The organism is Bradyrhizobium sp. ORS 278 (genome assembly GCF_000026145.1).
In the GTDB taxonomy this organism is placed as follows: domain Bacteria; phylum Pseudomonadota; class Alphaproteobacteria; order Rhizobiales; family Xanthobacteraceae; genus Bradyrhizobium.
The window spans coordinates 2,028,846-2,054,891 of record NC_009445.1 but is presented as its reverse complement, the minus strand read 5'-3'; the positions used below and the strand labels follow the sequence as shown (position 1 = coordinate 2,054,891).

Annotated in this window: 25 protein-coding genes; 4 read left to right on the top strand and 21 right to left on the bottom strand. The window is 65.5% G+C overall.

From position 1 onward, the window contains the following. Positions 1–174: 174 nt before the first annotated feature. The 4 genes from BRADO_RS09065 to BRADO_RS09050 are packed head-to-tail and all read right to left on the bottom strand — an operon-like array spanning position 175 to position 4,661. Complete coding sequence (locus tag BRADO_RS09065) at positions 175–1,125, bottom strand: ABC transporter permease (protein WP_041756270.1); 951 nt, start codon at positions 1,123–1,125, stop codon at positions 175–177. Positions 1,126–1,138: 13 nt separating this feature from the next. Continuing rightward, on the bottom strand, positions 1,139–2,122 hold the full coding sequence (locus BRADO_RS09060; protein WP_011925019.1) for an ABC transporter permease: 984 nt from the start codon (positions 2,120–2,122) through the stop codon (positions 1,139–1,141). Positions 2,123–2,126: 4 nt separating this feature from the next. Continuing rightward, positions 2,127–3,596, bottom strand: a complete 1,470-nt coding sequence (locus BRADO_RS09055) for a sugar ABC transporter ATP-binding protein (RefSeq protein ID WP_011925018.1) — start codon at positions 3,594–3,596, stop codon at positions 2,127–2,129. A 39-nt stretch (positions 3,597–3,635) separates the two neighbouring features. Beyond that, positions 3,636–4,661 (bottom strand): substrate-binding domain-containing protein, encoded by a 1,026-nt coding sequence (locus BRADO_RS09050; RefSeq protein ID WP_008964298.1) that lies wholly within the window; start codon positions 4,659–4,661, stop codon positions 3,636–3,638. Positions 4,662–4,948: 287 nt separating this feature from the next. Between BRADO_RS09050 and BRADO_RS09045 the strand changes: the two genes are divergently transcribed. Further along, positions 4,949–6,046, top strand: coding sequence for an alkene reductase (locus tag BRADO_RS09045; protein WP_011925017.1), 1,098 nt, complete (start codon positions 4,949–4,951; stop codon positions 6,044–6,046). Positions 6,047–6,309: 263 nt separating this feature from the next. On the opposite strand, the gene BRADO_RS09040 is transcribed toward BRADO_RS09045, so the two are convergent. Beyond that, positions 6,310–8,694, bottom strand: coding sequence for a TonB-dependent receptor (locus tag BRADO_RS09040; protein ID WP_011925016.1), 2,385 nt, complete (start codon positions 8,692–8,694; stop codon positions 6,310–6,312). A 308-nt stretch (positions 8,695–9,002) separates the two neighbouring features. On the opposite strand from BRADO_RS09040, the gene BRADO_RS09035 reads away from it, so the two are divergent. Then, positions 9,003–9,638, top strand: coding sequence for a response regulator transcription factor (locus tag BRADO_RS09035; RefSeq protein WP_011925015.1), 636 nt, complete (start codon positions 9,003–9,005; stop codon positions 9,636–9,638). A 123-nt stretch (positions 9,639–9,761) separates the two neighbouring features. On the opposite strand, the gene BRADO_RS09030 is transcribed toward BRADO_RS09035, so the two are convergent. Further along, positions 9,762–10,118, bottom strand: a complete 357-nt coding sequence (locus BRADO_RS09030; RefSeq protein WP_011925014.1) for an EF-hand domain-containing protein — start codon at positions 10,116–10,118, stop codon at positions 9,762–9,764. A gap of 884 nt (positions 10,119–11,002) precedes the next feature. Between BRADO_RS09030 and BRADO_RS09025 the strand changes: the two genes are divergently transcribed. Both BRADO_RS09025 and BRADO_RS09020 read left to right on the top strand, forming a co-directional pair. Next, a complete protein-coding gene (locus BRADO_RS09025) occupies positions 11,003–11,893 on the top strand; it encodes a hypothetical protein (RefSeq protein WP_011925013.1) in 891 nt (296 codons plus the stop codon). A 48-nt stretch (positions 11,894–11,941) separates the two neighbouring features. Next, the gene (locus BRADO_RS09020) at positions 11,942–12,283 is read left to right on the top strand and encodes a hypothetical protein (RefSeq protein WP_041756268.1); all 342 of its coding nucleotides are present in this window, start codon (positions 11,942–11,944) and stop codon (positions 12,281–12,283) included. Positions 12,284–12,310: 27 nt separating this feature from the next. On the opposite strand, the gene BRADO_RS09015 is transcribed toward BRADO_RS09020, so the two are convergent. The 15 genes from BRADO_RS09015 to BRADO_RS08945 all read right to left on the bottom strand — a co-directional run bounded on the left by BRADO_RS09015 (position 12,311) and on the right by BRADO_RS08945 (position 26,026). Next, positions 12,311–13,234: a TonB family protein gene (locus BRADO_RS09015; protein ID WP_011925011.1), complete on the bottom strand. Its 924-nt coding sequence runs from the start codon at positions 13,232–13,234 to the stop codon at positions 12,311–12,313. Continuing rightward, positions 13,231–13,656: a TonB system transport protein ExbD gene (exbD, locus tag BRADO_RS09010; protein ID WP_011925010.1), complete on the bottom strand. Its 426-nt coding sequence runs from the start codon at positions 13,654–13,656 to the stop codon at positions 13,231–13,233. Before exbD ends, BRADO_RS09015 begins: the two co-directional genes overlap by 4 nt. A gap of 3 nt (positions 13,657–13,659) precedes the next feature. After that, positions 13,660–14,436 (bottom strand): tonB-system energizer ExbB, encoded by a 777-nt coding sequence (exbB, locus tag BRADO_RS09005; protein ID WP_083794843.1) that lies wholly within the window; start codon positions 14,434–14,436, stop codon positions 13,660–13,662. Positions 14,437–14,766: 330 nt separating this feature from the next. After that, the gene (locus BRADO_RS09000; RefSeq protein WP_011925008.1) at positions 14,767–16,509 is read right to left on the bottom strand and encodes an ABC transporter substrate-binding protein; all 1,743 of its coding nucleotides are present in this window, start codon (positions 16,507–16,509) and stop codon (positions 14,767–14,769) included. Between the two features lie 126 nt (positions 16,510–16,635). After that, a complete protein-coding gene (locus tag BRADO_RS08995; protein WP_011925007.1) occupies positions 16,636–16,965 on the bottom strand; it encodes a DUF2160 domain-containing protein in 330 nt (109 codons plus the stop codon). 187 nt (positions 16,966–17,152) lie between these two features. Next, positions 17,153–17,959 carry a carbohydrate ABC transporter permease gene (locus BRADO_RS08990; RefSeq protein WP_011925006.1) on the bottom strand — a complete coding sequence of 269 codons (807 nt, stop codon included), beginning with the start codon at positions 17,957–17,959 and terminating at the stop codon, positions 17,153–17,155. Then, on the bottom strand, positions 17,959–18,861 hold the full coding sequence (locus BRADO_RS08985; protein WP_041756267.1) for a carbohydrate ABC transporter permease: 903 nt from the start codon (positions 18,859–18,861) through the stop codon (positions 17,959–17,961). Before BRADO_RS08985 ends, BRADO_RS08990 begins: the two co-directional genes overlap by 1 nt. Before the next feature lie 3 nt (positions 18,862–18,864). Continuing rightward, positions 18,865–19,947 (bottom strand): ABC transporter ATP-binding protein, encoded by a 1,083-nt coding sequence (locus BRADO_RS08980; RefSeq protein ID WP_011925004.1) that lies wholly within the window; start codon positions 19,945–19,947, stop codon positions 18,865–18,867. A gap of 13 nt (positions 19,948–19,960) precedes the next feature. Continuing rightward, complete coding sequence (locus BRADO_RS08975; protein ID WP_011925003.1) at positions 19,961–21,061, bottom strand: ABC transporter ATP-binding protein; 1,101 nt, start codon at positions 21,059–21,061, stop codon at positions 19,961–19,963. Beyond that, entirely contained in the window at positions 21,058–22,602 is a 1,545-nt protein-coding gene (gene glpD, locus BRADO_RS08970) for a glycerol-3-phosphate dehydrogenase (RefSeq protein WP_011925002.1), read from the bottom strand. Before glpD ends, BRADO_RS08975 begins: the two co-directional genes overlap by 4 nt. Before the next feature lie 162 nt (positions 22,603–22,764). Next, on the bottom strand, positions 22,765–23,598 hold the full coding sequence (locus BRADO_RS08965; RefSeq protein ID WP_011925001.1) for a DeoR/GlpR family DNA-binding transcription regulator: 834 nt from the start codon (positions 23,596–23,598) through the stop codon (positions 22,765–22,767). Positions 23,599–23,748: 150 nt separating this feature from the next. Next, positions 23,749–23,940, bottom strand: coding sequence for a hypothetical protein (locus tag BRADO_RS08960; protein WP_011925000.1), 192 nt, complete (start codon positions 23,938–23,940; stop codon positions 23,749–23,751). 247 nt (positions 23,941–24,187) lie between these two features. After that, complete coding sequence (locus BRADO_RS08955; RefSeq protein ID WP_011924999.1) at positions 24,188–24,607, bottom strand: acyl-CoA thioesterase; 420 nt, start codon at positions 24,605–24,607, stop codon at positions 24,188–24,190. A gap of 48 nt (positions 24,608–24,655) precedes the next feature. After that, positions 24,656–25,279: a flavin reductase family protein gene (locus BRADO_RS08950; protein ID WP_011924998.1), complete on the bottom strand. Its 624-nt coding sequence runs from the start codon at positions 25,277–25,279 to the stop codon at positions 24,656–24,658. A gap of 138 nt (positions 25,280–25,417) precedes the next feature. Beyond that, positions 25,418–26,026, bottom strand: a complete 609-nt coding sequence (locus tag BRADO_RS08945) for a TetR/AcrR family transcriptional regulator (RefSeq protein WP_041757384.1) — start codon at positions 26,024–26,026, stop codon at positions 25,418–25,420. Between the last annotated feature and the right edge of the window lie 20 nt (positions 26,027–26,046).

Sequence of the window (26,046 nt, the reverse complement as noted above, 5' to 3'; positions counted from 1 at the left end):
GGTACAAGCCCGGCCACGACAGCGTGGAGGCGGACGGGCTAGGCAGCTCCGACAACCGAATGTGACAGCTCCTGCCGCAGCGGGCGACCCGCTGCGGCTCGTGGCGACTCGTCTGCCTCAGACAAGATTTCCTGAAATCGTGCCGTTCGCGGCGACATGGGCCATTCAAGACATTCACCGCTCCCGCTTCGTCCCGCCGGCCGCCGTGATCACCGCGACGATGATCAGCCCGGTCAGCAGCAGGCGGACGCCGGCGCTGACGCCGAAGGTGTTGAGCATGGTCAGCAGCAGCACCAGGAACATCGCGGCGCCGAACAGGCCGGGAATGTTGGCCTTGCCGCCCGCGACCGAGGTGCCGCCGATCACGACGACGGCGATCGAGGCGAGCAGATACTCGTTGCCGATGTCGACATTGGCGCCGCGGAAGTAGCCGGCCAGCAGCGCACCGTTGATGCCGCCGAGCGTGCCGCACAGCACGTAGGTGGCGAAGCGCACCCGGTTGACGGCGATGCCGGCCAGCCGCGCGGCGCGCATGTTCTGCCCGATCGCCAGCACCGACCGGCCGAACACCGTCCGCTGCAGCACCACATGCGCGCCGATCATGAACAGCACGGTCAGCACGGCGAGCAGCGGGATACCGAACAGCTGGATGTTGGTGAAATCGGCGAAGCCCGGCGGCGGCTTGATCTGCAGCCCGCGGCCATAGCTGATGTCGATCGACTGGATGACGAAGCTCGCCGAGAGCGTGGCGATGATCGGCGGGATCCGCAACGCCCAGATCAGGAGATAGTTGGCCGTGCCGATCGCGGCGCCGCAGGCGAGCGCGGCAAGCAGCCCAAACGCAATGCGCTGGTCGTCGCCGGCCATGACCGTCATCGCCACCGCGCTGGCCAGCCCGATATTGGCCGGCAACGACAGGTCGACGTTGCCGGGACCGAGCGTGATCACGAACATCTGGCCGACGCCTACCACGACCGTGAACACCGCGAGCGACAGCGCCGCCGTCAACATGCCGCCGGCGCCGGTGCCGCCGGTGAAGGTGATGGCGGCCAGCCACACCGCGAGCGCGCCGATGAACGACCATATCCACGGCCGGGCGAGAACGCCGGCGAGCGTGCCCTTCATGGCTGCGCATCCTTCATGGCTGCGCATCCTTGCGGCTGATCAGCACGCGCGCGGCGAGCACGACGATCAGGATGGCGCCGTTGGCGGCGACCTGCCAGTCCGGCGGAATCCGCATGAAGGTCAACAGCGGCGACGCCGCCAGCGCCAGGGTCAGCGCGCCGATGACGGCGCCGATCGGCGATACGCGGCCGCCGATGAACTCGCCGCCGCCGAGGATGACGCCGGCGATCGACAGCATGGTGTAGCCGTTGCCGATATTCGCATCGGCCGAGGTCGTGGTGCCGATCAGCGCGAGGCCCGACAGTACGCCGAACAGGCCGGCACAGGCGAACAGGGTCATCTTGGCCTTCAACAGCGACCAGCCGGCCCGGCTGATCGCCACCGCGTTGCCGCCGGAGCCGCGCAGGATGGCGCCGTAGGACGTGCGCATCAGGCCGACATAGGCGACCGCGGCGATCACGACCGCGGCAACGATCGGGAACGGCACGAGCGGCGGCTTGAGGCGCATGATCTCCAGCAGCCAGTCCGGCGCCTTGCCGCCGGGCTTCGGCAGCATCAGGACGGCGAGTCCCTGCCAGACGAAGCTCATGCCGAGCGTGACCACGATCGATGGCAGGTTGCGCAGATGGATCAGGGCGCCGAGCGCGGCGTAGACGGCGATGCAGCCGAGCAGCGTGACGATTCCGAGCAGCGGGACGTCGCGCAGCCAGGTCGCGGTGACGCAACCGACGAAGCCGACGAACGCGCCGATCGACAGATCCAGGTCGTTTCCGGCGATGACGAACATCTGCGCGATCGTCGCCAGCGCGATCGGCACGGCGAGATTAAGCATCAGCGTAAAGCCAAAATAGCTGATGGCGCGCGGATTGAGCCAGGCGATGCCGATCAGCACGAGCGCGAGCGACAGCGCCGGCAGCAGCGCACGCAGCAGCCGCGGCACGTTCGGAGTTCCGATCAGGGGAAGGCCGCGCCTGTCCGGCGCGCTCAGCGAGGCCATGGCGTCAGCCCGCTTCGGCGAAGGAGGACTGGATGACCTTTTGCTCGGTCAGCTCGTCGCGGGTCAGGTCGGCAACGATCACATCGTTGCGGAACACATAGACGTGGTCGCATTGCTTCAACTCGTCGAACTCCGTGGTGTACCACAGGAAGGTGCGGCCGCTGTCGGCCTCCGCGCGGATCAGCTCATAGACTTCGAGCTTGGTCCCGACGTCGACGCCGCGCATCGGATCGTCCATCAGCACGATGCGCGCATCCGAGCCGAGCGCGCGGGCAAACAGCGCCTTCTGCTGATTGCCGCCCGACAATGAGAGGATGTTGTTGTCGATGTCGGGCGTGCGGATGCGGATCTTGTCGCGCCAATGCGCGGCCAGCTCATGCTCGCGCCGGCGCGATATCAGCAGGCCGTGGCGCAGGCTGTGCAGCGAGCGGACGCCGATGTTCTCCGCGATCGACCACAGCGGAAAGATGCCGTCGGCCTGACGGTCACCGGCGACCAGGGCGACGCTGGCCGTGACCTCCATGCCTGTCGTCGCGCGTGTCGCGGCGGCGAAGATCGACAGCAGCAGGCTGGTCTGGCCGTGGCCGGCGAGCCCGGCGAGCCCGATGATCTCGCCCTCATGCGCGACCAGCTCCCCGGCTCCGCTCTGGCGCGCCGCCCGGGCGCGGACACGCAACGGCGATTGGCCCCGAAGGCGTCCCTGGCCGGCCTTGACGTCGCGGGCGTGGAGCTCGACGTCGCCCATCGCCGCGACCAGCCGGTCGCGGTCGAACGCCGTCGCCGGCGCGTCGGCGACCGTCGTGCCGTCGCGCATCACCACGATCCGATCGCAATTGGCGAGCACCTCGCCGAGCAGGTGTGAGATGAAGATGCAGCTGATCCCTTCGCCGACCGCGCGGCGCACGAAGCTCAGCAGCTGGCCGGCGGTGTGGGCGTCGAGCGAGGAGGTCGGCTCGTCGAGGATGACGAGCCGGACCGGCTCGTCGGTGACGGTGAAGGCGCGCGCCACCTCCACCATCTGGCGCCGGCCGATCGGAAGATCCTGCACAAGATCGGACGCCGCGATGCCATGGCCCGGGAAGATCGCGTCGAGCTTGTCGAGGATCAGCCGGGCGGCTCGTCGCCGCCATGTGAAGCCGGTGAGCGAGGGATGAAAGACGCGGGTGTTCTCGGCCACCGTCAGGTTGGGACAGAGCGAGAGCTCCTGGAATACGCAGCGAACGCCGAGCTGCTTGGCCGTCCCCGGCGCGTAGTTCGCCGGCACCGCGCCGGCGATCGCGAGCTGTCCGCGATCGGCCGTGGCGGTGCCGGCGAGGATGTGCATCAGCGTCGACTTGCCGGCGCCGTTGTGGCCGACGAGCCCGAGGCATTCGCCCTCTGCGAGCGCCAGATCGACGCCGCCGAGCGCGCGGACGGCGCCGAAGTATTTCTCGACGCCGCTCAGCCTCACAAGTTCAGACCGTGTGGCGGTCATCCGGCCCCTGTGCTCGCAAACAGCACGCGCGTTCAGCCGTCACTTCATGTTGGCCTTGATCGCAGCGACCGCTTCGGCCTGGGTGTATTCGTGGCTCGCCACGCCGCCCTTGGGGATGTTGGGCAGCTCGGTTTCGAAATTGTCCTGAGTGAAGGCGAGATAGGGCACCAGCAGGTCGTGCGGAATCGACTTGTTGCCGTCCAGCACCTGCTGCGCGACCCAGAACGCCAAGGTCGAGACGCCCGGCGCGATCGAGGCGGACCACGTCTTGTAGCCGTCCTTGGCCTTCTGCTCCTTCCACCACTGCAACTCGTCCTGGCGATTGCCCATGATGATGGTGGGCCGCGGCTTGCCGGCGGCGGCGAAGGCCTGCGCCGCGCCATAGCCGTCGCCGCCCTGGTCGACGACGCCGACGATGTCGGGCAGCGACGGCAGCACGGTGGCGACCGCCTTCTGCGCCGTGGTCTGGTCCCAGTCGCCGGTCACCGAGCCGACGATCTTGAATTCGGGATGCGCCTTCACGCCTTCGAGGATGCCGGCATGAATGGCTTCGTCGATCGAAGTGCCGGCCAGGCCGCGAATCTCGAGCAGATTGCCGCCCTTCGGCTGGAACTTGGCCATCTCCTCGACCTCCTGCCGGCCCATCGCCTTGAAGTCGACGACGACGCGATAGGCGCAGGGTTCGGTGACGATGCCGTCGAACGACACCACGACGATGCCGGCATCGCAGGCCTGCTTCACGGCGCCGTTCAAGGCGTCCGGCGAGGAAGCGTTGATGACGATCGCATCGTAGCCCTGCAGGATCAGGTTCTGAATCTGCGCCGCCTGGGTCGGCACCTCCTTGTCGGCTGTGGTGAAGATGTCAGCCGCGGCGACGACCTTGTCGGCGACCGCCTTCTTGGTGACGATCTCGTAGCTCTTGAGCATCGCCTGGCGCCAGGAATTGCCGGCGTAGTTGTTGGAAAACGCGATCTTCTTTCCGCTGGTGTCGGCCAGCGCCGAGTTGGCGATGATGGTGCTGCTGAGGGCGGCGCAGACGGCCGCGATGGCGATGCCGGACTTCATGGATTCACCCTCCCCTGCGGCCGTCATGCGGTCCGCATTGTTTTTTCAAAGCGTCTGAGTAGCGCACCTCAAGATACCGTTGCGGCCCTGGTTCCACAAGCTGCGCGTACCGGCGCAATGTTCCGTCAGTCTCATTCTGTCGACTTCGGCGCCAGCCGCAGCGCCATCGGCGAAAGGCCCTGCGCGGCTTGCGCGGAACCCACCCGCAATTTTGAATGGTTCGGGGCATTGTGCCGTCTGCGGCAATGCACAATTCACCCTCACCTGTCCCCTCAAGGAAAGCGCAGATGAGCACATCGAAACTGTTCGAGCCCACCAAGCTCGGTCCGATCACCCTGGCCAATCGCGTCGTGATGGCACCGCTGACGCGCAACCGCGCCGTCGAGGGCCTCGCCCCGGGTCCGCTGACAGCCACCTACTACGCGCAGCGCGCCAGCGCCGGGCTCCTGATCTCCGAGGCCAGCCAAGTGTCGCAGCAGGGCCAGGGCTATCAGGACACGCCCGGCATCTATTCCAAGGCGCAGATCGCCGGCTGGCGCAAGGTCACCGACGCGGTGCACGCCAAGGGCGGCCGCATCTTCATCCAGCTCTGGCATGTCGGCCGCATCTCGCATGTCTCGTTGCAGCCCGATGGCGGCGCGCCGGTGGCGCCCTCGGCGATCGCCGCCAAGACCAAGACCTTCGTGGGGGGCACCTTCGCCGATGTCTCGACGCCGCGCGCGCTCGAGCTCGCCGAGATCCCCGGCATCGTCGAGGCGTTCAAGCAGGCCGCGCTGAATGCGATCGAGGCCGGCTTCGACGGCATCGAGATCCACGGCGCCAATGGCTATCTGCTCGACCAGTTCGCCAAGGACGGCGCCAACAAGCGCACCGACGCCTATGGCGGCTCGATCGAGAACCGCGCCCGGCTGATGATCGAGGTCGCGAAGGCCGTGTCCGGCGCTATTGGCGCCGACAGGACCGGCATCCGCCTGTCGCCGGTGACGCCGGCCAACGACGTCAGCGATTCCAATCCGCAGGCGCTGTTCGACTATATCGTCGATCAGCTCAACGCGCTGAAGCTCGTCTACATCCACGTCATCGAGGGCGCCACCGGCGGGCCGCGCGACGTCGCGCCGTTCGACTATGCCTCGCTGCGCAAGCGCTTCAGCGGGACCTACATCGCCAACAACGGCTACGACCTCGCGCTCGCCACCAAGCAGCTCGACGCCGGCGCCGCCGACCTGATCGCGTTCGGCCGTCCGTTCATCGCCAATCCCGATCTGGTCGAGCGGCTCAAGGCCGACGCCCCGCTCAACGAGCTCGACCGCGCCACGCTCTATGGCGGCGGCGAGAAGGGCTACACGGACTACCCGACGCTTGGGTCCGCGCAAGCTGCGGAGTGATCTCGTAGGGTGGGCAAAGCGCCGCCGCCAGGCGGCGTGTGTCCACCATGCATCGGTGCGCGCGGTGGGAATGGTGGGCACGGCGCGCGAGGCAGCTCGGGTAACACGCTGGTTCTTTGGCGCGCCTTTGCCCACCCTACGCTCGGACGATGCGCCGGGCACGACCAGCGGAAGACAGACGAAAGGCCGGGATTTCTCCCGGCCTTCTTGCCACGGCGGGGGCTTTCCGTGGCGCGGCGCCGACGCGCCTTTGATCGGCTGGCTCAGAACTTCGCGCGGATGCCCGCATAGGCGGCGAGCGGCATGCCCGGCACGACGCTGCGCGGATCGTTGAAGGCAAAGGCGTTGCCGCCGCCGGCAGTGTTGAAGCCGCCCGTATTGAACACCGTGCCGGACGAGTAGTAGCGCTGGTTGAACAGGTTCTGGATCAGCCCGAACACCTCGACATTCTTGGTGACCTGGTACGACGTGTTCACGTTCACGACCCAGTAGGACGGGACCTTCGGATAGACGTTGGTCTCGTCATGCAGCAGATACTGGCTGCCGACATAGTTGAAGCTGGCGCCGACCTTCCAGTCATCGGTCACGGCATAGTCGGCCCCGAGCTTCAGGCGGTGCGCCGGGATGCCGGGAATGTGGTTGCCCGAGACAACTCCGACAGGAGCCTGCAGGAACGGATCATTGACGTCGAAGGCACTGCGGAAGGTCGCATCGATGAAGGTGTAGTTGGCGTAGGCAGTCCAGCGGTTCCAGGTCAGGTCGAGCTTGGCCTCGACGCCCTGGCGCAGCGTGGTGCCGGCGTTCTTGAAATAGCCGCGTACGGGGTTGGCCGGATCGACAACCTGGATGATGTCGTCGGAATTCTCGGTGCGGAACAGGCTGAGGCCCCAGCGCAGCTTCCAGCCGTCATCGACCGACACCGCCTTGATCGGTGCCTTGCGATAGGGCGGCGGCGCCGCGGCAAAGGCGGACGCGCCGCCGGAGATCTCGCCGCGCAGGCCGCCTTCGATGGTGCGCGACACCACCTGCTTCAGCGGCGGATCGGCGATTAGGAAGTTGTCGATCAGGCAGGGATTGTTCGGGTCCGAGCAGCCGAGCTCGAGCGGGGTCGGCGCGCGGTTGGCCTCGGAGTAGCCGGCATATCCGGTGATGTTCGGCGTGAACTTGTAGGTGAAGCCGGCGACCGGATTGAAGCGCTGGAAGTTGTTGTTGCTGTTCAGCAGCGGCAGGTTTCCGCCCTGGTCCCGCAGATTGATCTGGGCCCAGTTGAAGCGGCCGCCGGCCGTGAAGGCGAGCTGCGAGGTGATGTCGAAGGTGTTGGTCGCGTAGATGCCGAGATAGGTGTTCTTGGCGTTCAGATTGACCGGCGCAAGGCCGGCGTTGGGCTGGTCGACGAACACACCGAGGCCGGTCACAAACAGATTGTTGTCGATGGTGCCGAGCTCGGAGGTTGCCGCAAAGTTGGTGTTGCCATGATCCACGCTGGCGCCGACGACGAAATGGTTGTCATGGCCGAACAGCTGCGTCGTCGAGGTCGCCTGCAGCGAGCCGCCATAGCTGTCGGTCTTGACGCTGTTGCGGTCGATCTGGCCGAGCGCCGTATCGCCGGCCAACGTATTGAACGTCGGCACGTTCTGGTTCAACGGAGTCTGACCATCCCCGATGCAGAATTGATTGTCGAGGCCGATTCCCAGGTCGCAGGCCTGCGCATCCGTGCCGTTGCCGTCCACGCGCGCCGACTTGTAGTTGCGATAGTAGCCGTTGGCCTGCAAGGTCCAGGTCTCGTTGGGCGTCCATTTGGCGCTGGCCTGCACCATCTGCATCTGAAGATGCAGCGACTGCGGCCAGGTGTAGACGCTGGACCAGCGGTTGTTCAGCATCTCGATCGGCGTCGCCGCGACTGAGCCGAGCCTGTTGTCGGCGCCGGTGAAGGAGAGATGGAATTCGGTGGTGTCGCCGCGCGCGCCGAAATCAGCGTACATGCGCCGGATCTGCGAGGCCGATGAGAAGTCGCGCCAGCCGCGGTCATAGGCGCCTTCGGCCGCGATATAGGCCGAGTACGTGCCGTTGTTCCAGCCATACTGCGCGCCCGACTGGATGCGGCCGAACGAGCCGCCGAACAGCTGCGCTTCGCCGCCCTGATAGGTGAAGCCGTTCTTCATCTCGATCGACAGCGCGCCGCCGGTGGCGTTGAGGCCGAACAACGGATTGTTCGGCATCAGCGTCATGCGCGCGATCGCCATCTCCGGGATCAGGTCCCAGTTGACGACGTCGCCGAACGCCTCGTTGATGCGGGTGCCGTTCTGGTAGACGGCGATACCCTGCGGCGTGCCGAGCACCGGCGAGGCGGTCTGGCCGCGATAATCCAGATTGCGCTGGAACGTATTGCCGGACTGATCACTCAAGGAGACGCCGGGCACCGATTGCAGGATATTGTCGAGCAGCGACGGGGCACGGCTATGATCCAGCTCGCGCGTCCCGATGGTCTCGACATTGGAGGGGATCTTGTCTTTCGCCATCTCGCTGCCCTGCACCGGCGAGACGCCGACGACCTCGATGGTCTGCAGGGTCTGCTGTGCGAAGACAGCGGTCGGCAGCAACGCGCACGTCGCAAGTAGAGCACTTTTCAGTGCCGAGAGCCTGGTCAAGACGTCCCCCAGTTTCTTGTCGACCGGCCCGGAGCCAGCTCACGCCCCTGAGCCCCGCCCGCTTCAGATCCGGTCCATTCCCGCACAATACGAACGGTAACATTCGTAGACAGCGGCCAATACTGTCGCAATGGGGATTATTCTTCCCGAGATAGGGACATTTTTCCCGAATCCGGAAACTTGTGACGATCTTGCCAAGGTCTCTTCCCGGCTCGGCCGCACTGTCGCACTCGGTTCTGGTTTGCAACGGAACCTGTTTGATAGAACATAGCGGTGCTCACGGCGCCAAAGGGGCGAGACGTTATCGGATGTATCGTGTTCTGCTCGTCGATGACCACCCGGTCGTGATCACCGCCTGCCGCTGGCTCCTGAACGAGGCCGGGATCGGCACCCTGACCGAGGCGCACGACGCGGAGAGCGCCTATGCCGCCTATGTGCGCGAACAGCCGGATGCCGCTATCGTCGACCTGCGGCTTCGCGGCGAGGACCTCGGCGGAATCGGCCTGATCGAGCGGATGCGGTCGCACGACCCGCAGGCCCGGATCCTGGTCTTCAGCATGCTCGGCGACCCGCGCATCGTCCGCTCCGCGATCGACGCCGGCGCCAGCGGCTATCTGCTAAAGGACGCCCCGCCGCAGGAGCTGCCGAAAGCGCTCGAGCAGGTGCGGACGGGCGGAACCTATCTCGACCCCCAGCTCGCCATGCGGATCGCGATGCTGCGCCAGGACGCCGACGGGGCCGCGCAGACGTCGCTGACCCCGCGCGAACGTCAGGCGCTTGCGCTGCTCGCACAAGCGAAATCCTATCAGGCGATCGCCGACCAGCTCGGGATCAGCTACAAGACGGTCATCAACCTGACCTACCGCCTGCGGCAGAAGCTCGGGGCGCGCAGCCTGCCCGACCTCGTGCGCCTGGCCGTCGAGATGTCACGGCCAAGCTTGTGAGATGCCAGTGCGAGCGCGAGCGGCATGTCGCGCTTGGAGAGGTTGTCCTTCAAACCGAAAGGCCCGCAGCGATCTCTCGCCGCGGGCCTCTGTCGGCCGGATCGGTCCAAGGCGGACCGGGTGTTACTTCAGCAACTTGGCGACCTTCTTCAACTCCTTGGAGTCGAGCGTGCCGTCATTGTCCGGATCGGCAGCCTTGAAGCGGCTCTCGACGAGCGCGAGATACTCGTCCTTGGTCAAGGTGCCGTCATTGTCGGGATCCGCGGCCTTGAGGTCCTTGGCCGAGACACGGCCACGCAGCTCCTTGGCATCGAGCGTGCCGTCGTGATCGCGATCGAGCTTGTCGAACAGCGCGCCCGCGGCGGCGCGGACCTCGCTGAGGTCGGCGGTGCCGTCCTTGTCGGGATCGATCGACGTCAGCAGCTTGGAAGAAGCCGGAGCGCTCGTCGCCATCGTCGACGTGCCGACGATCGCGACCATGCCGACAGCGGCCGCCGTCATGATCAGTTTCCAATTCATCGATTTGATCCTTTGTCTCCGCCGTCCGATCGGGGGCGGCGATGAATGGTGCGGGCAAACAACGCGCGCGTCCGTTGCAGGTTTCGAGGTCAATAAGACGCGCCGGGCTTCACCTAGGTCAGGCTGCACGATTTCGCAAGTGCAAGACGGCCAGCGACCGGGAATTTGCCGACCGAACGATCGGGATCAGAACCTCGGTCCATGCAGGAAGTAGGTCCCGGGCCGGTCGCGGCGAGGAGCCACGTCGGGGTCGGCTGTGCCGGCTCGGCGGGCCTCGGCGTGAGCCTCGTTGACGGCACCACGTCCACGTTTCGCGACGCGGCGTCTGGTCTCGTGGGATGCGCTCGTCTTCGTCGCGCCGCTGCCTGCCTGGGTCTGATTCCACCAGGTCTCGAAGTCCTGCCGCAGCGACCGCTCGCGTGCGAATGCGCCATCGTTCGATAGCAGCAGGACAGCAAGCCCGCATACGACGAGCACGGGCCGCCGCAGCGGTCGGACGGACGAGCGACAACGAGAGTTGGTTGATTGAAGCACGGGCGCGTCCATTCTTCGGCTGATGTTGCAGCGCATGTTTTCTTCGCTCTGTGACGGCAATGTGTTTGCAACCCGCCACATTCATCGCGGCGATGAGATTCATTCGCGAATCGGCAGCCATAATCTGTCGGTCAAAAACTCCCGTTCGACTTGCCAAAACGTCCCTATCGTCGCCGAAGCGCAGGCTCAGCCGGGGGAATGCGGCAATCAGCAAATGATCGTTTCCCAATCGCGTCACCTTTCAGCCGAGACCGCCGCATGTTTTCGCCGCGCCGCGTCGCTAGCTGATCTGATTAGGGAGTGCGGGGACAATGCCGTCGACAGAGCACACACGGGCGAGACGATGGGGCTGCAGTGCGATCGCCGGCGCCGCGCTGCTGTCGCCGTTCACGGCCGTTGCCGAAGAGATCCAGGGCAATGATCCTGCCTCGCCGGGGCATTTCCAGGTCGAGCAACGTTTCGGCTACGTCACCACCTTCAATCCGCCGCAGCAGAACGGCGGCCAGCGCGTGCCGCAGCGCGCCGTCACGGGTGAGACCGAGATCGGCTACTCGCCAACGGAATGGTACGAGATCGCGCTGACGTCGCCCTACGCTTTTGCGCGCACCAACGTTCCGATGGCGCTCGGCAACGTCATGGACAATGGCGTGCCCGGCTACTCATTCCAGTCCGGCGGCGTCACCATTCGCCAGACCTTCATCCAGGGCGACCGGCTCGAGCGCACGGTGTTCGTCGGCCTGGTGTCGCGAACGATCCTCGCACCGCAAGGCGGGCTCACGCCGGATCTCTGGGTGGCGAACAAGGCCGGCGCCCGCCAGCCCGGCGCGCCCCGCTTCGTGCAGGAGGCCAATCCGCGGGTCGCGCAGATGTTCACGCCGATCGTCGGCGTCAACCTTCCCAACGACTATCAGTTGATCTTCAACGCCAACATGACTTTCGGCATCGACGGCGCCGGCTCGGCCTTCGAGCCGTCGGTGCGTTTCGTCAAGCGTCTCAGCGACCGCTGGACCGTCGGCATTGAGCATTTCTCCAATCTTGGACCATTCGGACACATTCTTCCCTGGCACCAGCAGATGCAGACGCTCTATGCGGTGGCCGATACGAAGTTCAAAGGCTTCGAGTTCAGCTTCGGCGTCGGCTACGGCCTGACCAACGCCTCGCGCGGCCTCGCGCTCAAGACCAGCATCGGCAAGGATTTCTGATCCAGCGCCCCTCAACCCGTGCTCAATCATCACAAGAGGACACTTGTCATGCGTCGCCTCGTCACCGCCTGCGCCCTTCTCACATTGGCCGGCTCTGCCGCCTCGGCGGAGGACGGCCCGCGCTTCCTCAATCGCACCGGCCAGACCATCGTGAAGATGTACCTCGCCGCCGCCGGCACCAAGAGCTGGAGCGCGGACCAGTGCAAGAACGACGACGAGGGCGAGGTCGACCACAATGAGCGCATGACATTGGTCGGCGTGAAGTCCGGCCGCTACGACATCAAGCTGTCGGAAAAAGGCGGCCGCACCTGCGTCGCCAAGAACATCGAGCTCAAGGAAGGCGCGCAGTTCGTCGTGCGCGATACCGATCTGACCGAGTGCTCGAAATAGGCGACGCGCGCGGGCGGGACGCGGCGCTCAACGCTGACGCAGATGTAGCGGAACGTTGAGCGCTTCTTGCGCCTGCCGCATCACCGGGGGAAAGCGCGGGAACGGTGCGGCGCGCTCCACGATCGACAGTGCCGCTCGATCAAGCGCGGGCGAGCCGGAGCTGCCGGCAAGGCGCCGTGACAGCAGTCGACCATTGCGGTCGATCACGACCGTCACGGTCGCCGTGCCGCTCGCACCGTTGCCGTCGGATGGATAGCTCGCGGCGCGGGCAATGCTCGCTCGCACCTGGCTGTTCCAGTTCGCCTGCCCCTCGCGCGAACCTTCGCTATCCTCGCCTGCATTGGGCGCCAGCGCGACACGCGAAGGCCGGCTCGCCGGAGCCGCAACCGGCTTCGGCGGCGGAGGCTTCCTCTCGGCCTTCTCCTTGGTTTCCTTCTTCTCCACCGGCTTGTGTTCGACACGTTCGGGACTGGGAGCCGGCTTCGGCTCCGGCGGCTTCGCTTCGATCGGCTTCGGCGATGGCGGCGGCACGACGTCGTCGGCACGCGGCGGCTCAGGAGCCAACGCGACCTGCGGCTCGGCTTGCGGGACCGCCTCCGGCTGTGCCGTCACCTGCGGCTCGGGCTCAGGCTGCACTTGCGGCACCGGCTCCGCGATGGCCTCGCGCGCGACCGGTTCGTCCTTCGCCGGCTCCTCCTTCGGAGGCTCGGTTGGCGGCGCCGATTCGGCGGGCGTCTCCTGCGCTATCGGCGCCGGCTCGTTCACGACGGCCGGCGTGAAAACGACATCGAAGGCATCAGCCTGCGCGCGCCCCTGCGGCGCGGGACGCAGCAACAAATAGCCGACCGCGAGCCCGACATGCAGTGACCCCACCGCGATCGCGGCGATCGTCCATAACGTCCGCTCGCGGCGCTCCTCGTGGTCGAACGGATCGAGCGCCAGGACGCTCACGGCGCGCTCCGGTCTTCCAGCGCGACCAGCGCCACCTTGGTGTAGCCGGCCCGGCGCAGCGCATTCATCAGCGCCATGACCTCGCCATAGGGCAGCGTCTGATCGGCGCGCAGCAGCACGCGCTGGCCGTGATCGGACTTGGTGGCGGCGTCGAGCGAAGCGGCGATGTCGCCCTGCGCAACGCTCTGGTCGCCGACGGCAAGCGTGCGATCGGCCTTAAAGGTCACGAAGACGGGCGTTTCCGCGCGCGGCTGAGGGTCGGCCGAAATAGCCGGCAGGTTGACCGGGATGTCGACGGTGGCGAGCGGTGCGGCCACCATGAAGATGATCAGCAGCACCAGCATGACGTCGATGAACGGCGTCACGTTGATGTCGTGCGTCTCCTCGAACTCATCGCTACGCCGGGCGAGCTTGACGGCCATGCCTCACTCCGCCGGATTGACGATCGACATCAGCGGCGCATCGACCGCGCGAATGGCGCTGCGCCGGGCCTCGGCAGGACCGGCATGCTGCCGGTCGAGATCGCGGCTGAGCAGACGCATCACGGCCACCGACGCATCGGCGATGACGGCGCGATAGCCCGACGTGGCGCGCGCGAACAAATTGTAGATCACGACGGCCGGGATGGCCGCGGCGAGGCCGAAGGCGGTGGCGAGCAGCGCCTCGGCGATGCCCGGCGCCACGACCGCGAGGTTCGTCGTATGCGCGTGCGAGATGCCGATGAAGCTGTTCATGATGCCCCAGACCGTGCCGAACAGGCCGACGAACGGTCCGACGGCGCCGACGGTGGCGAGAATGCCGATGCCGCGGCCGATGCGTGCGACTGCAGCCGCCTCGATCCGCTCGAACTGCCAGGAGACGCGCTCCTTGATCCCGTCAGCCGGCAGGCCGCGCGATTTGTCGATCTCGTCCTCGGCCACGGCCAGCAGCCGGCCGACGACGCCGCCGTCGGCGGACACGCCGCCCGTCGCATCCAGCAGAGACCGCGCCACGGTTGCCGCGCCCAGAGCGCGCCGGGCGGTCCGCAACGCGGAGCGGAGCTGGATCGCTTTCACCACCAGCACGGTCCAGGTCGCCACAGACGAAAGCGCGAGCCCGATCATGACCGCCTTCACGACGATGTCGGCTTGCATGAACATGGACCAGGGCGACAACGCGTCCGGAAGCGTGCTCGCAAGGCTGGCGATATGCGCCTGATCCATGGCCGTACTCCCTCGATGGCCTCGTCGATTGGTGATCACGATCTCCGCGCAGATCGCATCGCGCGACGTCGGAGCGTGTCGAGGCCTTGTTGTTTCGCGTCGTTGGGGCGAAGTCGCGGCGAAGATCGCGACAATCGCCGAAGAAAAGAGTGCCGCCTGTCCCGATCGGCTTCAAGGCGTTTGCGGCGTGGAAGTTGTCCCCAGTGAACCGGGAAGAATTCCCGGATGGAACGAGAGCTGATCGCATTGCCACAAAAGAAAAGGCCGGGATTGCTCCCGGCCTCAAGGAGGGGACCGCCCGGCCGAGCCGGGCGATCATTGTGAAACCGCTTACTTGGCTTCGGCGCGCTTGGGCGGGGTCGCCGGCCACGACTTGATCAGCGTGTCGTAGTCGATCGTCTCGCCCTTCGGCTTCTCGTTCGCGAGCTTGCGCTGCGGAGCGATGTTGCCGTCCTTCGCCGACTTGTTGAACCAGAACTCGGCCGATTCCTTCTTGTTCAGCTTCGGACCGCAGTCACCCTGGACCTTGGACTTCTCGAGACGCTCGAGGACGGAGTCCTGAGCGGCCGCGAGCGCGTCCATCGCAGCCTGCGGGGTCTTCGCACCGGACGACGCATCGCCGATGTTCTGCCACCACAGCTGCGCGAGCTTCGGATAGTCGGGCACGTTGTTGCCGGTCGGGGTCCACTGCACGCGCGCGGGCGAGCGGTAGAACTCGATCAGGCCGCCGAGCTTCGGCGCACGCTCGGTGAACGACTTGTCCCAGATGTCGGATTCACGAATGAAGGTGAGACCGACATGGCTCTTCTTCAAGCTCACCGACTTGGAGACGATGAACTGCAGGTACAGCCAGGCGGCCTTGCGGCGATCCGGCGGGGTCGACTTCAGGAGCGTCAGCGAGCCGGCGTCCTGATAGCCGAGCTTCATGCCGTCCTTCCAGTAGGCGCCGTGCGGCGACGGAGCCATGCGCCACTTCGGCGTGCCGTCCGCGTTCACCACCGGCAGGCCGGGCTTCACCATGTCGGCGGTGAAGGCGGTGTACCAGAAGATCTGCTGGGCGACGTTGCCCTGCGCCGGGACCGGGCCGGCCTCGGAGAAGGTCATGCCCTGCGCCTGCGGCGGCGCGTACTTCTTCATCCAGTCGAGATACTTGGTGATCGAGTAGACGGCGGCGGGGCCGTTGGTGTCGCCACCACGCTCGACCGAGGAGCCGACCGGACGGCAGCCTTCCATGCGGATGCCCCATTCGTCGACCGGCAGGCCGTTCGGGATGCCCTTGTCGCCGTTGCCGGCCATCGACAGCCAGGCGTCGGTGAAGCGCCAGCCGAGCGAGGGATCCTTCTTGCCGTAGTCCATGTGGCCATAGACCTTGACGCCGTTGATCTCCTTGATGTCGTTCGTGAAGAACTCGGCGATGTCCTCGTAGGCCGACCAGTTCACCGGCACGCCGAGGTCATAGCCGTACTTGGCCTTGAACTTGGCCTTGTAGTCCGGGTTGGTGAACCAGTCGTAGCGGAACCAATAGAGGTTCGCGAACTGCTGGTCGGGCAGCTGATAGAGCTTGCCGTCCGGCGCGGTCGTGAACGACTTGCCGATGAAGTCGTTGACGTCGAGATACGGATCGGTGACGTCCTTGCCCTCGCCCTTCATGTAGTCCGAGAGCGCGATGGTCTGGCCGTAGCGGAAGTGGGTGCCGATCAGGTCGGAGTCGTTGATCCAGCCGTCATAGACGTTCTTGCCGGACTGCATTTGGGTCTGCAGCTTCTCGACGACGTCACCTTCCTGGATGATGTCGTGCTTGAGCTTGATGCCGGTGATCTCGGTGAAGGCCTTGGCGAGGGTCTTCGACTCGTATTCGTGAGTCGTGATGGTCTCGGAGACGACGTTGATCTCCATGCCCTTGAAGGGCTCGGCGGCCTTGGCGAACCATTGCAGCTCCTTGAGCTGCTCTTCCTTCGACAAGGTCGACGGCTGGAATTCGCTGTCGATCCACTTCTGGATCGTGGCGTCGTCCGAACGCGCCGGCAGGGACAACGTCATGGTCGCGGCGAACAGCGCGACCGCGCTGGTCATCGCCAGATACCCGGCCTTGCTCGGGTGATGCTTCCTACGTTTCAAGTGTCGCATGGTTTCCTCCTTGCAGCGACAGACGTACCCCAGGTCCGGGTTTGTCCCGGATCTGCCCTTCAATCGCTTGGGTCAGACGGTGCGAAAGATCGCAACGGCTGACGCAAGCGAAATTGCGGTCGCGAGCCACAGGCTCGAGACCTCAAACCCTTCCTCGCCGAGCGGCAAGGTCGCAATCGTATCGGTCCCGACCAAGCCGATCCAGGCCAGATGGATCACGGCGGCCAGGATCAGCGAGATGAACAGCCGGTCGCCGCGCGTTGTCGGAATCCGCAACACGCCGACCCGCTCGGCCTCCGGATAGCGCGCGGCAAGCAGGGTCATGACGGCGAGCGTGCAGGCCAGAGCGGCGAAGAAGATCGCCGTCGGCAGCGTCCAGGCCATCCATGCAATGCTGTCCATGGCTAGTCACTCCAGGCGGTGATGTGCTCCCTCCCCCGCCTGCGGGGGAGGGTCGGGGTGCGGGCGCCACGAGTCGGACTGCCCGCGAAGATAGAGCCCCCCACCCGCATCGCATCTGACGATGCGATACAACCTCCCCCGCAAGCGGGAGAGGTGGAGCGGGAGCTGCGGCGGCATGACATCATCATCACACCCGCCCCAGCGCGAAGCCGCGCGCGATGTAGTTGCGGACGAACCAGATGACGAGCGCGCCGGGGATGATGGTCAGCACGCCGGCGGCGGCCAGAAGCCCCCAATCCATACCCGCGGCCGACACCGTGCGGGTCATCACCGCCGAGATCGGCTTGGCGTTGACGGAGGTCAGCGTGCGCGCGAGCAGGAGCTCGACCCAGGAGAACATGAAACAGAAGAACGCGGCGACGCCGATACCGCTCGCGATTAGCGGCACCAGAATCTTCACGAAGAAGCGCGGGAACGAATAGCCGTCGAGGAATGCCGTCTCGTCGATCTCGCGCGGCACCGACGACACGAAGCCTTCCAGAATCCACACCGCGAGTGGAATGTTGAAGATGCAATGCGCCAGCGCCACCGCCCAGGGCGTATCGAACAGGCCGATCGCCGAATACAGGTTGAAGAACGGCAGCGCATAGACCGCGGCTGGCGCCATGCGGTTGGACAAGAGCCAGAAGAACAGGTGCTTGTCGCCGAGGAAGCGGTAGCGCGAGAACGCGTAGGCCGCCGGCAGCGCCACCAGAATCGAGATCACCGTGTTGATGACGACATATTTCAACGAATTGATGTAGCCGGAATACCAGCTCTCGTCGGTAAAGATGCGCATGTAGTTGGCCAGCGTCGGCTGATGCGGCCAGAGCGTCATCGTCGTGACGATCTCGTTGTTCGTCTTGAAGCTCATGTTGACGAGCCAGTAGATCGGCAACAGCAGGAAGACCAGGAACAGCGATATGATGACCCGGCGGCCCGGAATAGTGTTCATCACGCGCCCCCTTCCACCGGCCGGCGCTCGGCGCCGGCATTGGTCATGATAGTGTAGAACACCCAGCAGACGATCAGGATGATCAGATTGTAGACCAGCGACAACGCCGCTGCCTTGCCGAGATCGAACTGGCCGAGCGCGATCTTGACCAGCTCGATCGAGATGAAGGTCGTCGAATTGCCCGGGCCGCCCCCAGTCACGACAAACGGCTCGGTGTAGATCATGAAGCTGTCCATGAAGCGCAGCAGCACGGCGATGAGGAGCACGCGGTGCATCTTCGGCAGCTGGATCGCGGTGAACACCGCCCAGCGCGAGGCGCCATCGATCTGCGCCGCCTGATAGTAGGCGTCGGGAATCGACTTCAGGCCGGCATAGCACAGCAGCGCCACTAGGCTGGTCCAATGCCAGACATCCATGACGATGACGGTGAACCAGGCATCGGCGTCGTTGGAGACGTAGTTGTAGTCGACCCCGACGGCGTTGAGCACGTAGCCGAGCAGGCCGATGTCGGAACGGCCGAAGATCTGCCAGATGGTACCTACCACATTCCATGGAATGAGCAGCGGCAGCGCCAGCACGACGAGGCAGAACGCCACCGTCCATCCGGCCCGCGGCATCGACAGCGCGACGACGATGCCGAGCGGCACCTCGATGGCGAGGATCGCGAGCGAGAAGATCAGGTTGCGACCGAGCGAGGCCAGGAAGCGGCCGCCGAGATCGGTCGAGGGATCGAGCAGCTCCTTGAACCAGCCGACGCCGTTCCAGAAGAACTGGTTGTTGCCGAAGGTGTCCTGCATCGAATAGTTCACCACCGTCATCAACGGCAGAATCGCCGAGAACGCGACTAGCAGGAACACCGGCAGCACCAGGAACCAGGCCTTGTTGTTGATGGTCTTGTCCATCACTCAGGCTCCCTCGACCAGACGGCTGTCGGCATAGACGTGGACATTGGCCGGGTTGAACCTCAACCCGACGGCCGAGCCTGCTGGCGAGAAGCCGGCCGGCAGGCGCGCGGCGAACTTGGCGTCGCCGACGCGGACGCGCGCGAAGCGGATGCGGCCGAGATCGTCGACCCGCTCGATGTTGGCGTCGAGCAGGCCCGGGCCGGGCTGCGCGATATCGACGAATTCCGGCCGTACGCCGATCTCGATTCGGGCGCCGGCGGGCAGCGCATCGTAGCTGCGCGCGAGCGAAAGGGTGTGGCCGGCGATGCGGGCCTCGCGCCCTTTGACCTCGGCAGAGAGGATGTTCATGCCGGGCGAGCCGATGAAGTAGCCAACGAAGGTGTGCGCCGGCTTGTCGAACAATTCGGCCGGCGTGCCGCTCTGCACGACGCGGCCGTCATGCATGACGACGACGGTGTCGGCGAAGGTCAGCGCCTCGGTCTGGTCGTGGGTGACGTAGATCATCGTGAGGTCGAGCTCGCGATGCAGCGCCTTCAGCTTCGAGCGCAGCTGCCATTTCAGCTCGGGATCGATCACCGTCAGCGGCTCGTCGAACAAGACGGCGGCGACGTCGGAGCGCACCAGGCCGCGGCCGAGCGAGATCTTCTGCTTGGCGTCGGCCGTGAGCCTGGTCGCCTTGCGATTGAGGTCCGGCGTGAGATCCAGGAGACGTGCGATCTCGGCGACGCGCTTGTCGATCTCGGCCTTGGGCACGCCGCGGTTCTTCAGCGGAAACGCGAGATTTTCGCCCACCGTCATCGTGTCGTAGATGACGGGGAATTGGAACACCTGGGCGATGTTGCGCTCGCGCGTCGAGCGCTGCGTGATATCGGTGCCGTCGAACAGGATCTTGCCGCGCGACGGCGTCAGAATCCCGGAGATCAGGTTGAGCAGCGTGGTCTTGCCGCAGCCGGACGGGCCGAGCAGCGCGTAGGCGCCGCCCTGTCGCCAGGTCATCGTCACCGGCTTCAGCGCGAAGCTTTCGATGTCGGCGTCGTTGCCGTGGTAGGACTGGGCGAGGTCGACGAGGTCAATGCGGGCCATGCGGCATCTCCCTCTATAGGCCGGCGGGTGCCGCGACCAGACGGTCGCCGGCATCGAAGACGAAGACATTGGCGGGATCGAGCACGGCCTCGAGACTGTCGCCGGGCTCATAGTCGTGGACACCGTGCAGCACCGCGACCCAGTTCATGCCGTCGCGGGTCAGATGCACGAAGCTCTCGGACCCCGTGATCTCGGTGACCGACACGGTGGCCGCAAAGGCGTGGCTGCCATGGTTGCTGTCGGCCTTGTTGCCGTCAGCTTTGGCAAGACCCAGCTGGTGCGGCCGGAAGCCGACGCGATAGCTGCCATCGGGCAGATCGGCATAGAGCCCGACGGCCGCCGCCTCCACGCCACCGGCATAATGCACGCTGTTGCCGCGCTTCTGGATCTCGACCGTGTTCATCGGGGGATCCGAGAACACCTGGCCGACACGCAACGTATCAGGGCGCCGGTACACCGCCGTAGTGTCGCCCACCTGCAGCGCCTGCCCTTCCCACATGCAGATCGTGCGGCCGCCGAGCAGCAGGGCTTCCGACGGCTCCGTCGTGGCGTAGACGAAGATCGCGCCGGAGGCTTCGAAGATGCGCGGCAGCTCGGCGCGCAATTCCTCGCGCAGCTTGTAGTCGAGATTGGCCAAGGGCTCGTCGAGCAGCACGAGATCGGCGCCCTTCACCAGCGCCCGCGCGATCGCGGTGCGCTGCTGCTGGCCGCCGGAAAGCTGCAGCGGCGTGCGCTTCAGATACGGCTCGAGCCGGAGCAGCCTGGCGGCCTCCGCCACGCGCTTCTCGATCTCGTCGCGCGGCTTGCCCTGCACGCGCAGCGGCGAGGCGATGTTCTCATAGACCGAGAGCGAGGGGTAGTTGATGAACTGCTGATAGACCATCGCGACCGAGCGCTGCCGCACATCGGCGCCGGTGACATCCTTGCCGTCGACCAGCACGCGGCCGGTGGTCGGCTTGTCGAGGCCGGCGAGCAGCCGCATGATCGAGGTCTTGCCTGACAAGGTCGGGCCGAGCAGCACGCTCAGCGTGCCGCGCTGCAAAGTCAGCGAGACGTCGCGAATCGTGGTGACGCCGTCGACGATTCGCGAGACGTGATCGAGCGTGACGCTCATGCGCGTCCTCCCGCTTCGCGCGCCATCACGGTGGAGCGCTCGCGGTTGGCCGTGATCCACGCATCGAGCGCGGCGATCTCAGCCGCCGACATCCGCAACCCCAGCTTCGATCGCCGCCACACAATGTCCTCGGCCGTCAACGCCCACTCGTTCGTCATCAGGTACCTGACTTCGCGCTCCGTCAAGGTGCCACCAAAATCCTGGCCGAGATCGGCCGAAGATGTCGCACCCGCGAGCATGGCCTTCGCCCGCGTGCCATAGGCATGTGCGATGCGCTTCGCATGTGCATCTGATAGAAACGGACAGGTCCTGCGGAGATCAGTGATGAGAGCGTCGATCGCCTGCACATTCATGTCGCCGCCGGGCAGCGACGATTTGCCGGTCCAGCCCTCCTCCGCCTGCGTCCCTTTCAGATAGGGCGCGAGGCGCTCCAAGGCCTCCTCCGACAGCCGCCGATAGGTGGTGATCTTGCCGCCATAGATCGACAGCAGCGGCAGGCCGCCGGGCGTATCGAGCTCGAACACGTAATCGCGCGTAGCCGCCTTGGCCTCGCTGGCGCCGTCGTCATAGAGCGGCCGCACGCCGGAATAGCTCCACACCACGTCGGCCGGCGTGACCGGCTTGGCGATATATTCGCCGAGCGCGGCGCAGAGATAGGCGATCTCCTCGTCGGTCGCCTTCACCTTGGCCGGATCGCCCTGGTAGTCGCGATCGGTGGTGCCGATCAGCGTGAAATCCTGCTGATAGGGGATCGCAAAGATGATGCGGCCATCGGCGTTCTGGAAGATGTAGGCGCGGTCGTGGTCGTAGAGCTTGCGCACCACGATGTGCGAGCCCTGCACCAGCCGCACCTTCGCCTTCGCATTGACGCCGGCGCCGGTCGACAGCACCTGCTCGACCCAGGGACCGGCGGCATTGACCAGCGCGCGCGCCTTGATGGTCTCGCGCTCGCCGTTCTGGATATTCTCCGTCGTGACCAGCCAGACGCTGCCGTCCTGGCGGATCTCGGTGGCGCGGGTGCGCGTGCGGATCACTGCGCCGCGGTCGGCGGCATCGCGCGCGGTCAGCACCACGAGGCGCGCATCATCGACGAAGCAATCGGAATATTCGAATCCGCTGCTGTAGCGCCCGGCGATCAGGGGCCGGCCGACCTCGTCGCTGCGCAGATTGACCGAGCGTGTCGGCGGCAGCAGCTTGCGGCCGCCGAGATGGTCATACAGGAACAGGCCCAAGCGGAGCAGCCAAGCCGGCCGCAATCCGGAATGATGCGGCAAGACGAAGCGCAAGGGACGGATGATGTGGGGCGCGATCTGCCACAGGATCTCGCGCTCGATCAGCGCCTCGCGAACCAGCCGGAACTCGTAATATTCGAGATAGCGCAGGCCGCCGTGAACGAGCTTCGTCGACCATGACGAGGTTCCGCTCGCAAGATCGTTCATTTCGCAGAGAAAAACGGAATTTCCGCGTCCGGCCGCATCGCGCGCGATGCCGCAGCCGTTCACGCCGCCTCCGACAATGGCGAGATCGTAGATCCGCTCCACCCGACGCTTCCCCCGACAATCGCCTTCCGATCGGCGATTTCACTTTCGGTTTCGAGTTAAACACAAACGAAAGCGAAAGCAAATCGAATTTCGCAGGATGGCCCCAGATTGGGCAAAACCTGCCCAAACCGGGATCAAACAGCCTGCAGGGATGGCGAGCGGTCAGGCGCGGCGGAGCACGGAGGGCGAGGCGCTTTCGTTTGCCTCGGCGACCTCCTCCGCCTCGTCGGCGGGCATTGCCGAGACAACTTCGATGCCCCGGCTCTCGCACAGGCTGGCGAGGCCGTCAGGCAGCGGCCGGTCGGTGACGAAGGTCTGGATCTGGCTGAGATGGGCGATGCGGACCGGCGCGCTGCGGTGGAGCTTGGTGGAATCGGCCACCAGCATCACGCTGCGGGCATTGGCGATGATCGCCTGGGCGACCTGCACCTCGCGATAGTCGAAGTCGAGCAGCGCGCCCTCCTCGTCGATCGCCGAGGCGCCGATGATCGCGTAGTCGACCTTGAACTGGCCGATCAGTTGCGTCGCCGTCGAGCCGACCACGCCGCCGTCCGAGCGCCGCACCGTGCCGCCGGCCACGATCACCTCGATTCGCGGATGCGGATAGAGCAGCATCGCGACGTTGAGATTGTTGGTGATGACGAGCAGATCCTGGTGCGATGTCAGCGCGCTGGCCACTTCCTCGGTGGTCGTGCCGATGTTGATGAAGAGCGAAGACCCGTTCGGAATCCGCGCCGCCGCGATCGCCCCGATCGCCTTCTTCTCGTCGGCGGCGACGAAGCGCCGCGCCTCGTAAGCGAGGTTCTCGACGCCCGAGGCGATGATGGCGCCGCCATGGATGCGCGTCAGCGCGCGCTGCTCGCAGAGGTCATTGAGATCCTTGCGGATCGTCTGCGCCGACACTTCGAACCGGCGCGCCAGATCCTCCACCATGACGCGGCCGGAGGCGCGGGCGATGTTGAGGATGTCGGTCTGACGTTGAGAGAGAACGGCCATGGGCAAGCTTTCGAAACGAGCTGCACCATGGTGATGCTGATCACGTCAACGGTCAATCAGCGGACACGGAGCGCAGTGCAGCAATCACCTGGTTTGCGCTTGCACGGCTCCGCATGCGTCCGCCGGCGAATGGCGGACATGGCCAACAGATTAAGCCGCGGCCTTCAACTCGCTGGATACGATTCGCAGCGCCGCCCGCTCGGCCTCGCGGGCGTTGCGAAACACCTGGCCCTCGAGGGCATTGAAGCGGTGCGATGCCGCGAAGAAGCGGAAGCCGCCGCGGTCGCGAACCACGATCCCCGCCGCCTGCGAGCCGACTTCGATGATATAGGTGTCGGACATTGCGAATCCCGTCGTTTATTCCGGGGCTTATAACCGCACTCCATGACGATTGTTCCGGGTCAGGAGCCGCAGCCAATCCGATGCGCAGTCGCCATGGCAACAGTAAATTGTGCTGATGTTATGTTGGCTGCAGCGCACGCGCGGACGGCCCCGCGACCATCGCCGAATCAACCTGGCCGGCCGTACGCGACACACGCTCCGTTCGCTGAGGACTCGTTAACCTTGTCTCAAGCGACGTCGCCGTCAGTCACGTCGTGATCGCGCCGTCGCGCTTGATCGGCTGCGGTCGTCCGTCATCGTCGATCGAGACGTAGGTGAAGTTGCCGTCGGTGACCAGGATCGGCTGCTCCTCGCGCCGGCGCACCACCCATGCCTCGAGGCGCACGGTCATCGAGGTGCGGCCGATGCGCACGAGATGCGCGTAAACCGAGACGAGATCGCCGACATAGACCGCCTTGCGGAAGTTCATCGCCTCGATCGCGACCGTCACCGTGCGCGACTTGGCGACCTTGGCCGCGAAGACGCCGCCGCCGACGTCCATCTGGCTCAGCAGCCAGCCGCCGAAGATATCGCCATTGGCATTGGTGTCGGCCGGCATCGCCAAGGTGCGGATGCAGAGATCGCCGCGCGGCTCGGTCGGCGCGGCAGGGGCGGTCGTTTCGCTCACGTCAGGTGGTCTCCATGAAGCCGGCTGGGCCGTCGCGATGATCGGCGGTCAGTCCGGCCTGATCATCTCGAACATGTCTTCGGCCTTGATCTCGAAATAGTCGCCGCGGCGGCCGGCGCGAACGATCGGGTGCGCCAGCGCGGTCTGATAGACGCCATCCTTGATCAGCGTCTTGTCGATATGCACGGCGACGACCTCGCCGAGCGTCAGCCAGGCCTGCGCCTTCCTGCCGTCGGCGCCCTGCAGCTGGATGATCTGCGTGACCTTGCATTCGAACGCTACCGGGCTTTCACCGACGCGCGGCACGTTGACGTGCTTGCAGGGCACCGGCGTGACACCGGCGAGCTTGAACTCGTCGACATCGCGCGCGACATGCGCGGCGGTCGCGTTCATCTGGGTCGCGAGGTCGCGGGTCACCAGGTTCCAGACGAACTCTCCGGTGTCCTTGATGTTGGCGGCCGAGTCCTTCCACTGCGTGGAGGAGAAACCGATGATCGGCGGCGTGTAGTTGAAGGCGTTGAAGAAGCTGTAGGGCGCGAGATTGACGTGGCCGTCCGGATCGCGCGACGAGATCCAGCCGATCGGACGCGGCGCGATGATGGCGTTGAAGGGATCGTGCTTGAGGCCGTGGCCGTTCTTCGGTTCGTAGAAGTGCAGGTCGCGTTCGGTCACGCCGTGGTCCCCCTGGGTACAGTCATTCCGGAGCGCCTCGCGCGACAAAATGGCGGAGCCATTTTGTTCGAGAGAGGCGAACCCGGAATATCGAGATTCCGGGCTCGATGCTTCGCATCACCCCGGAATGACTGCAACCTAGACCGTGCCGCCCCGGGAACCAAGCCCCGCCAGAACGAAATCGATCATCTCGCCCACGGTCGGGCCAGGCTTGGTCGCGCATTGCGCGATCATCTGCGGATGGAAGAAGCGCATCATCGCCGTCGTTGCGCATTTCGTGGCCAGCACGATGTCACTGACAGCGAACTCGCCGGACGCGGCGCCCTGCCCGATCACGCGGCCGATGATCTCGGTGATCAGCATCATGTGCGCCTCGCAGACCTCCCAGCTCTCCTCCATCGCGACGGCGACCATCTCGTGAAGCTTGTTGTCGCCGACATAGCGCTCGGTGTTCATGCGATGGATGGTGCCGAGCAGCTCGCGCAGCCGCGGCACGGCCGGGCCGCCGCGCTCGGCGATCGCGATCGCCGCCGCCTCGACCTGGCCCATCAGCTCGCGGGCGACGCCCTGGTGGATCGCCTTCTTCGACTCGAAGAACCGGTAGACGTTCGCCGGGCTCATGCGGAGCTCCTTGGCGATGTCGGCCACGGTGGTCTTCTGGTAGCCGATCTGCCGAAACAGACGCTCCGCGACGACGAGGATGCGTTCGCGCGTATCAGGTTCGATGTGTTCGGAGACCAGCGTCATCATGCCTGCGATCTTGTTCG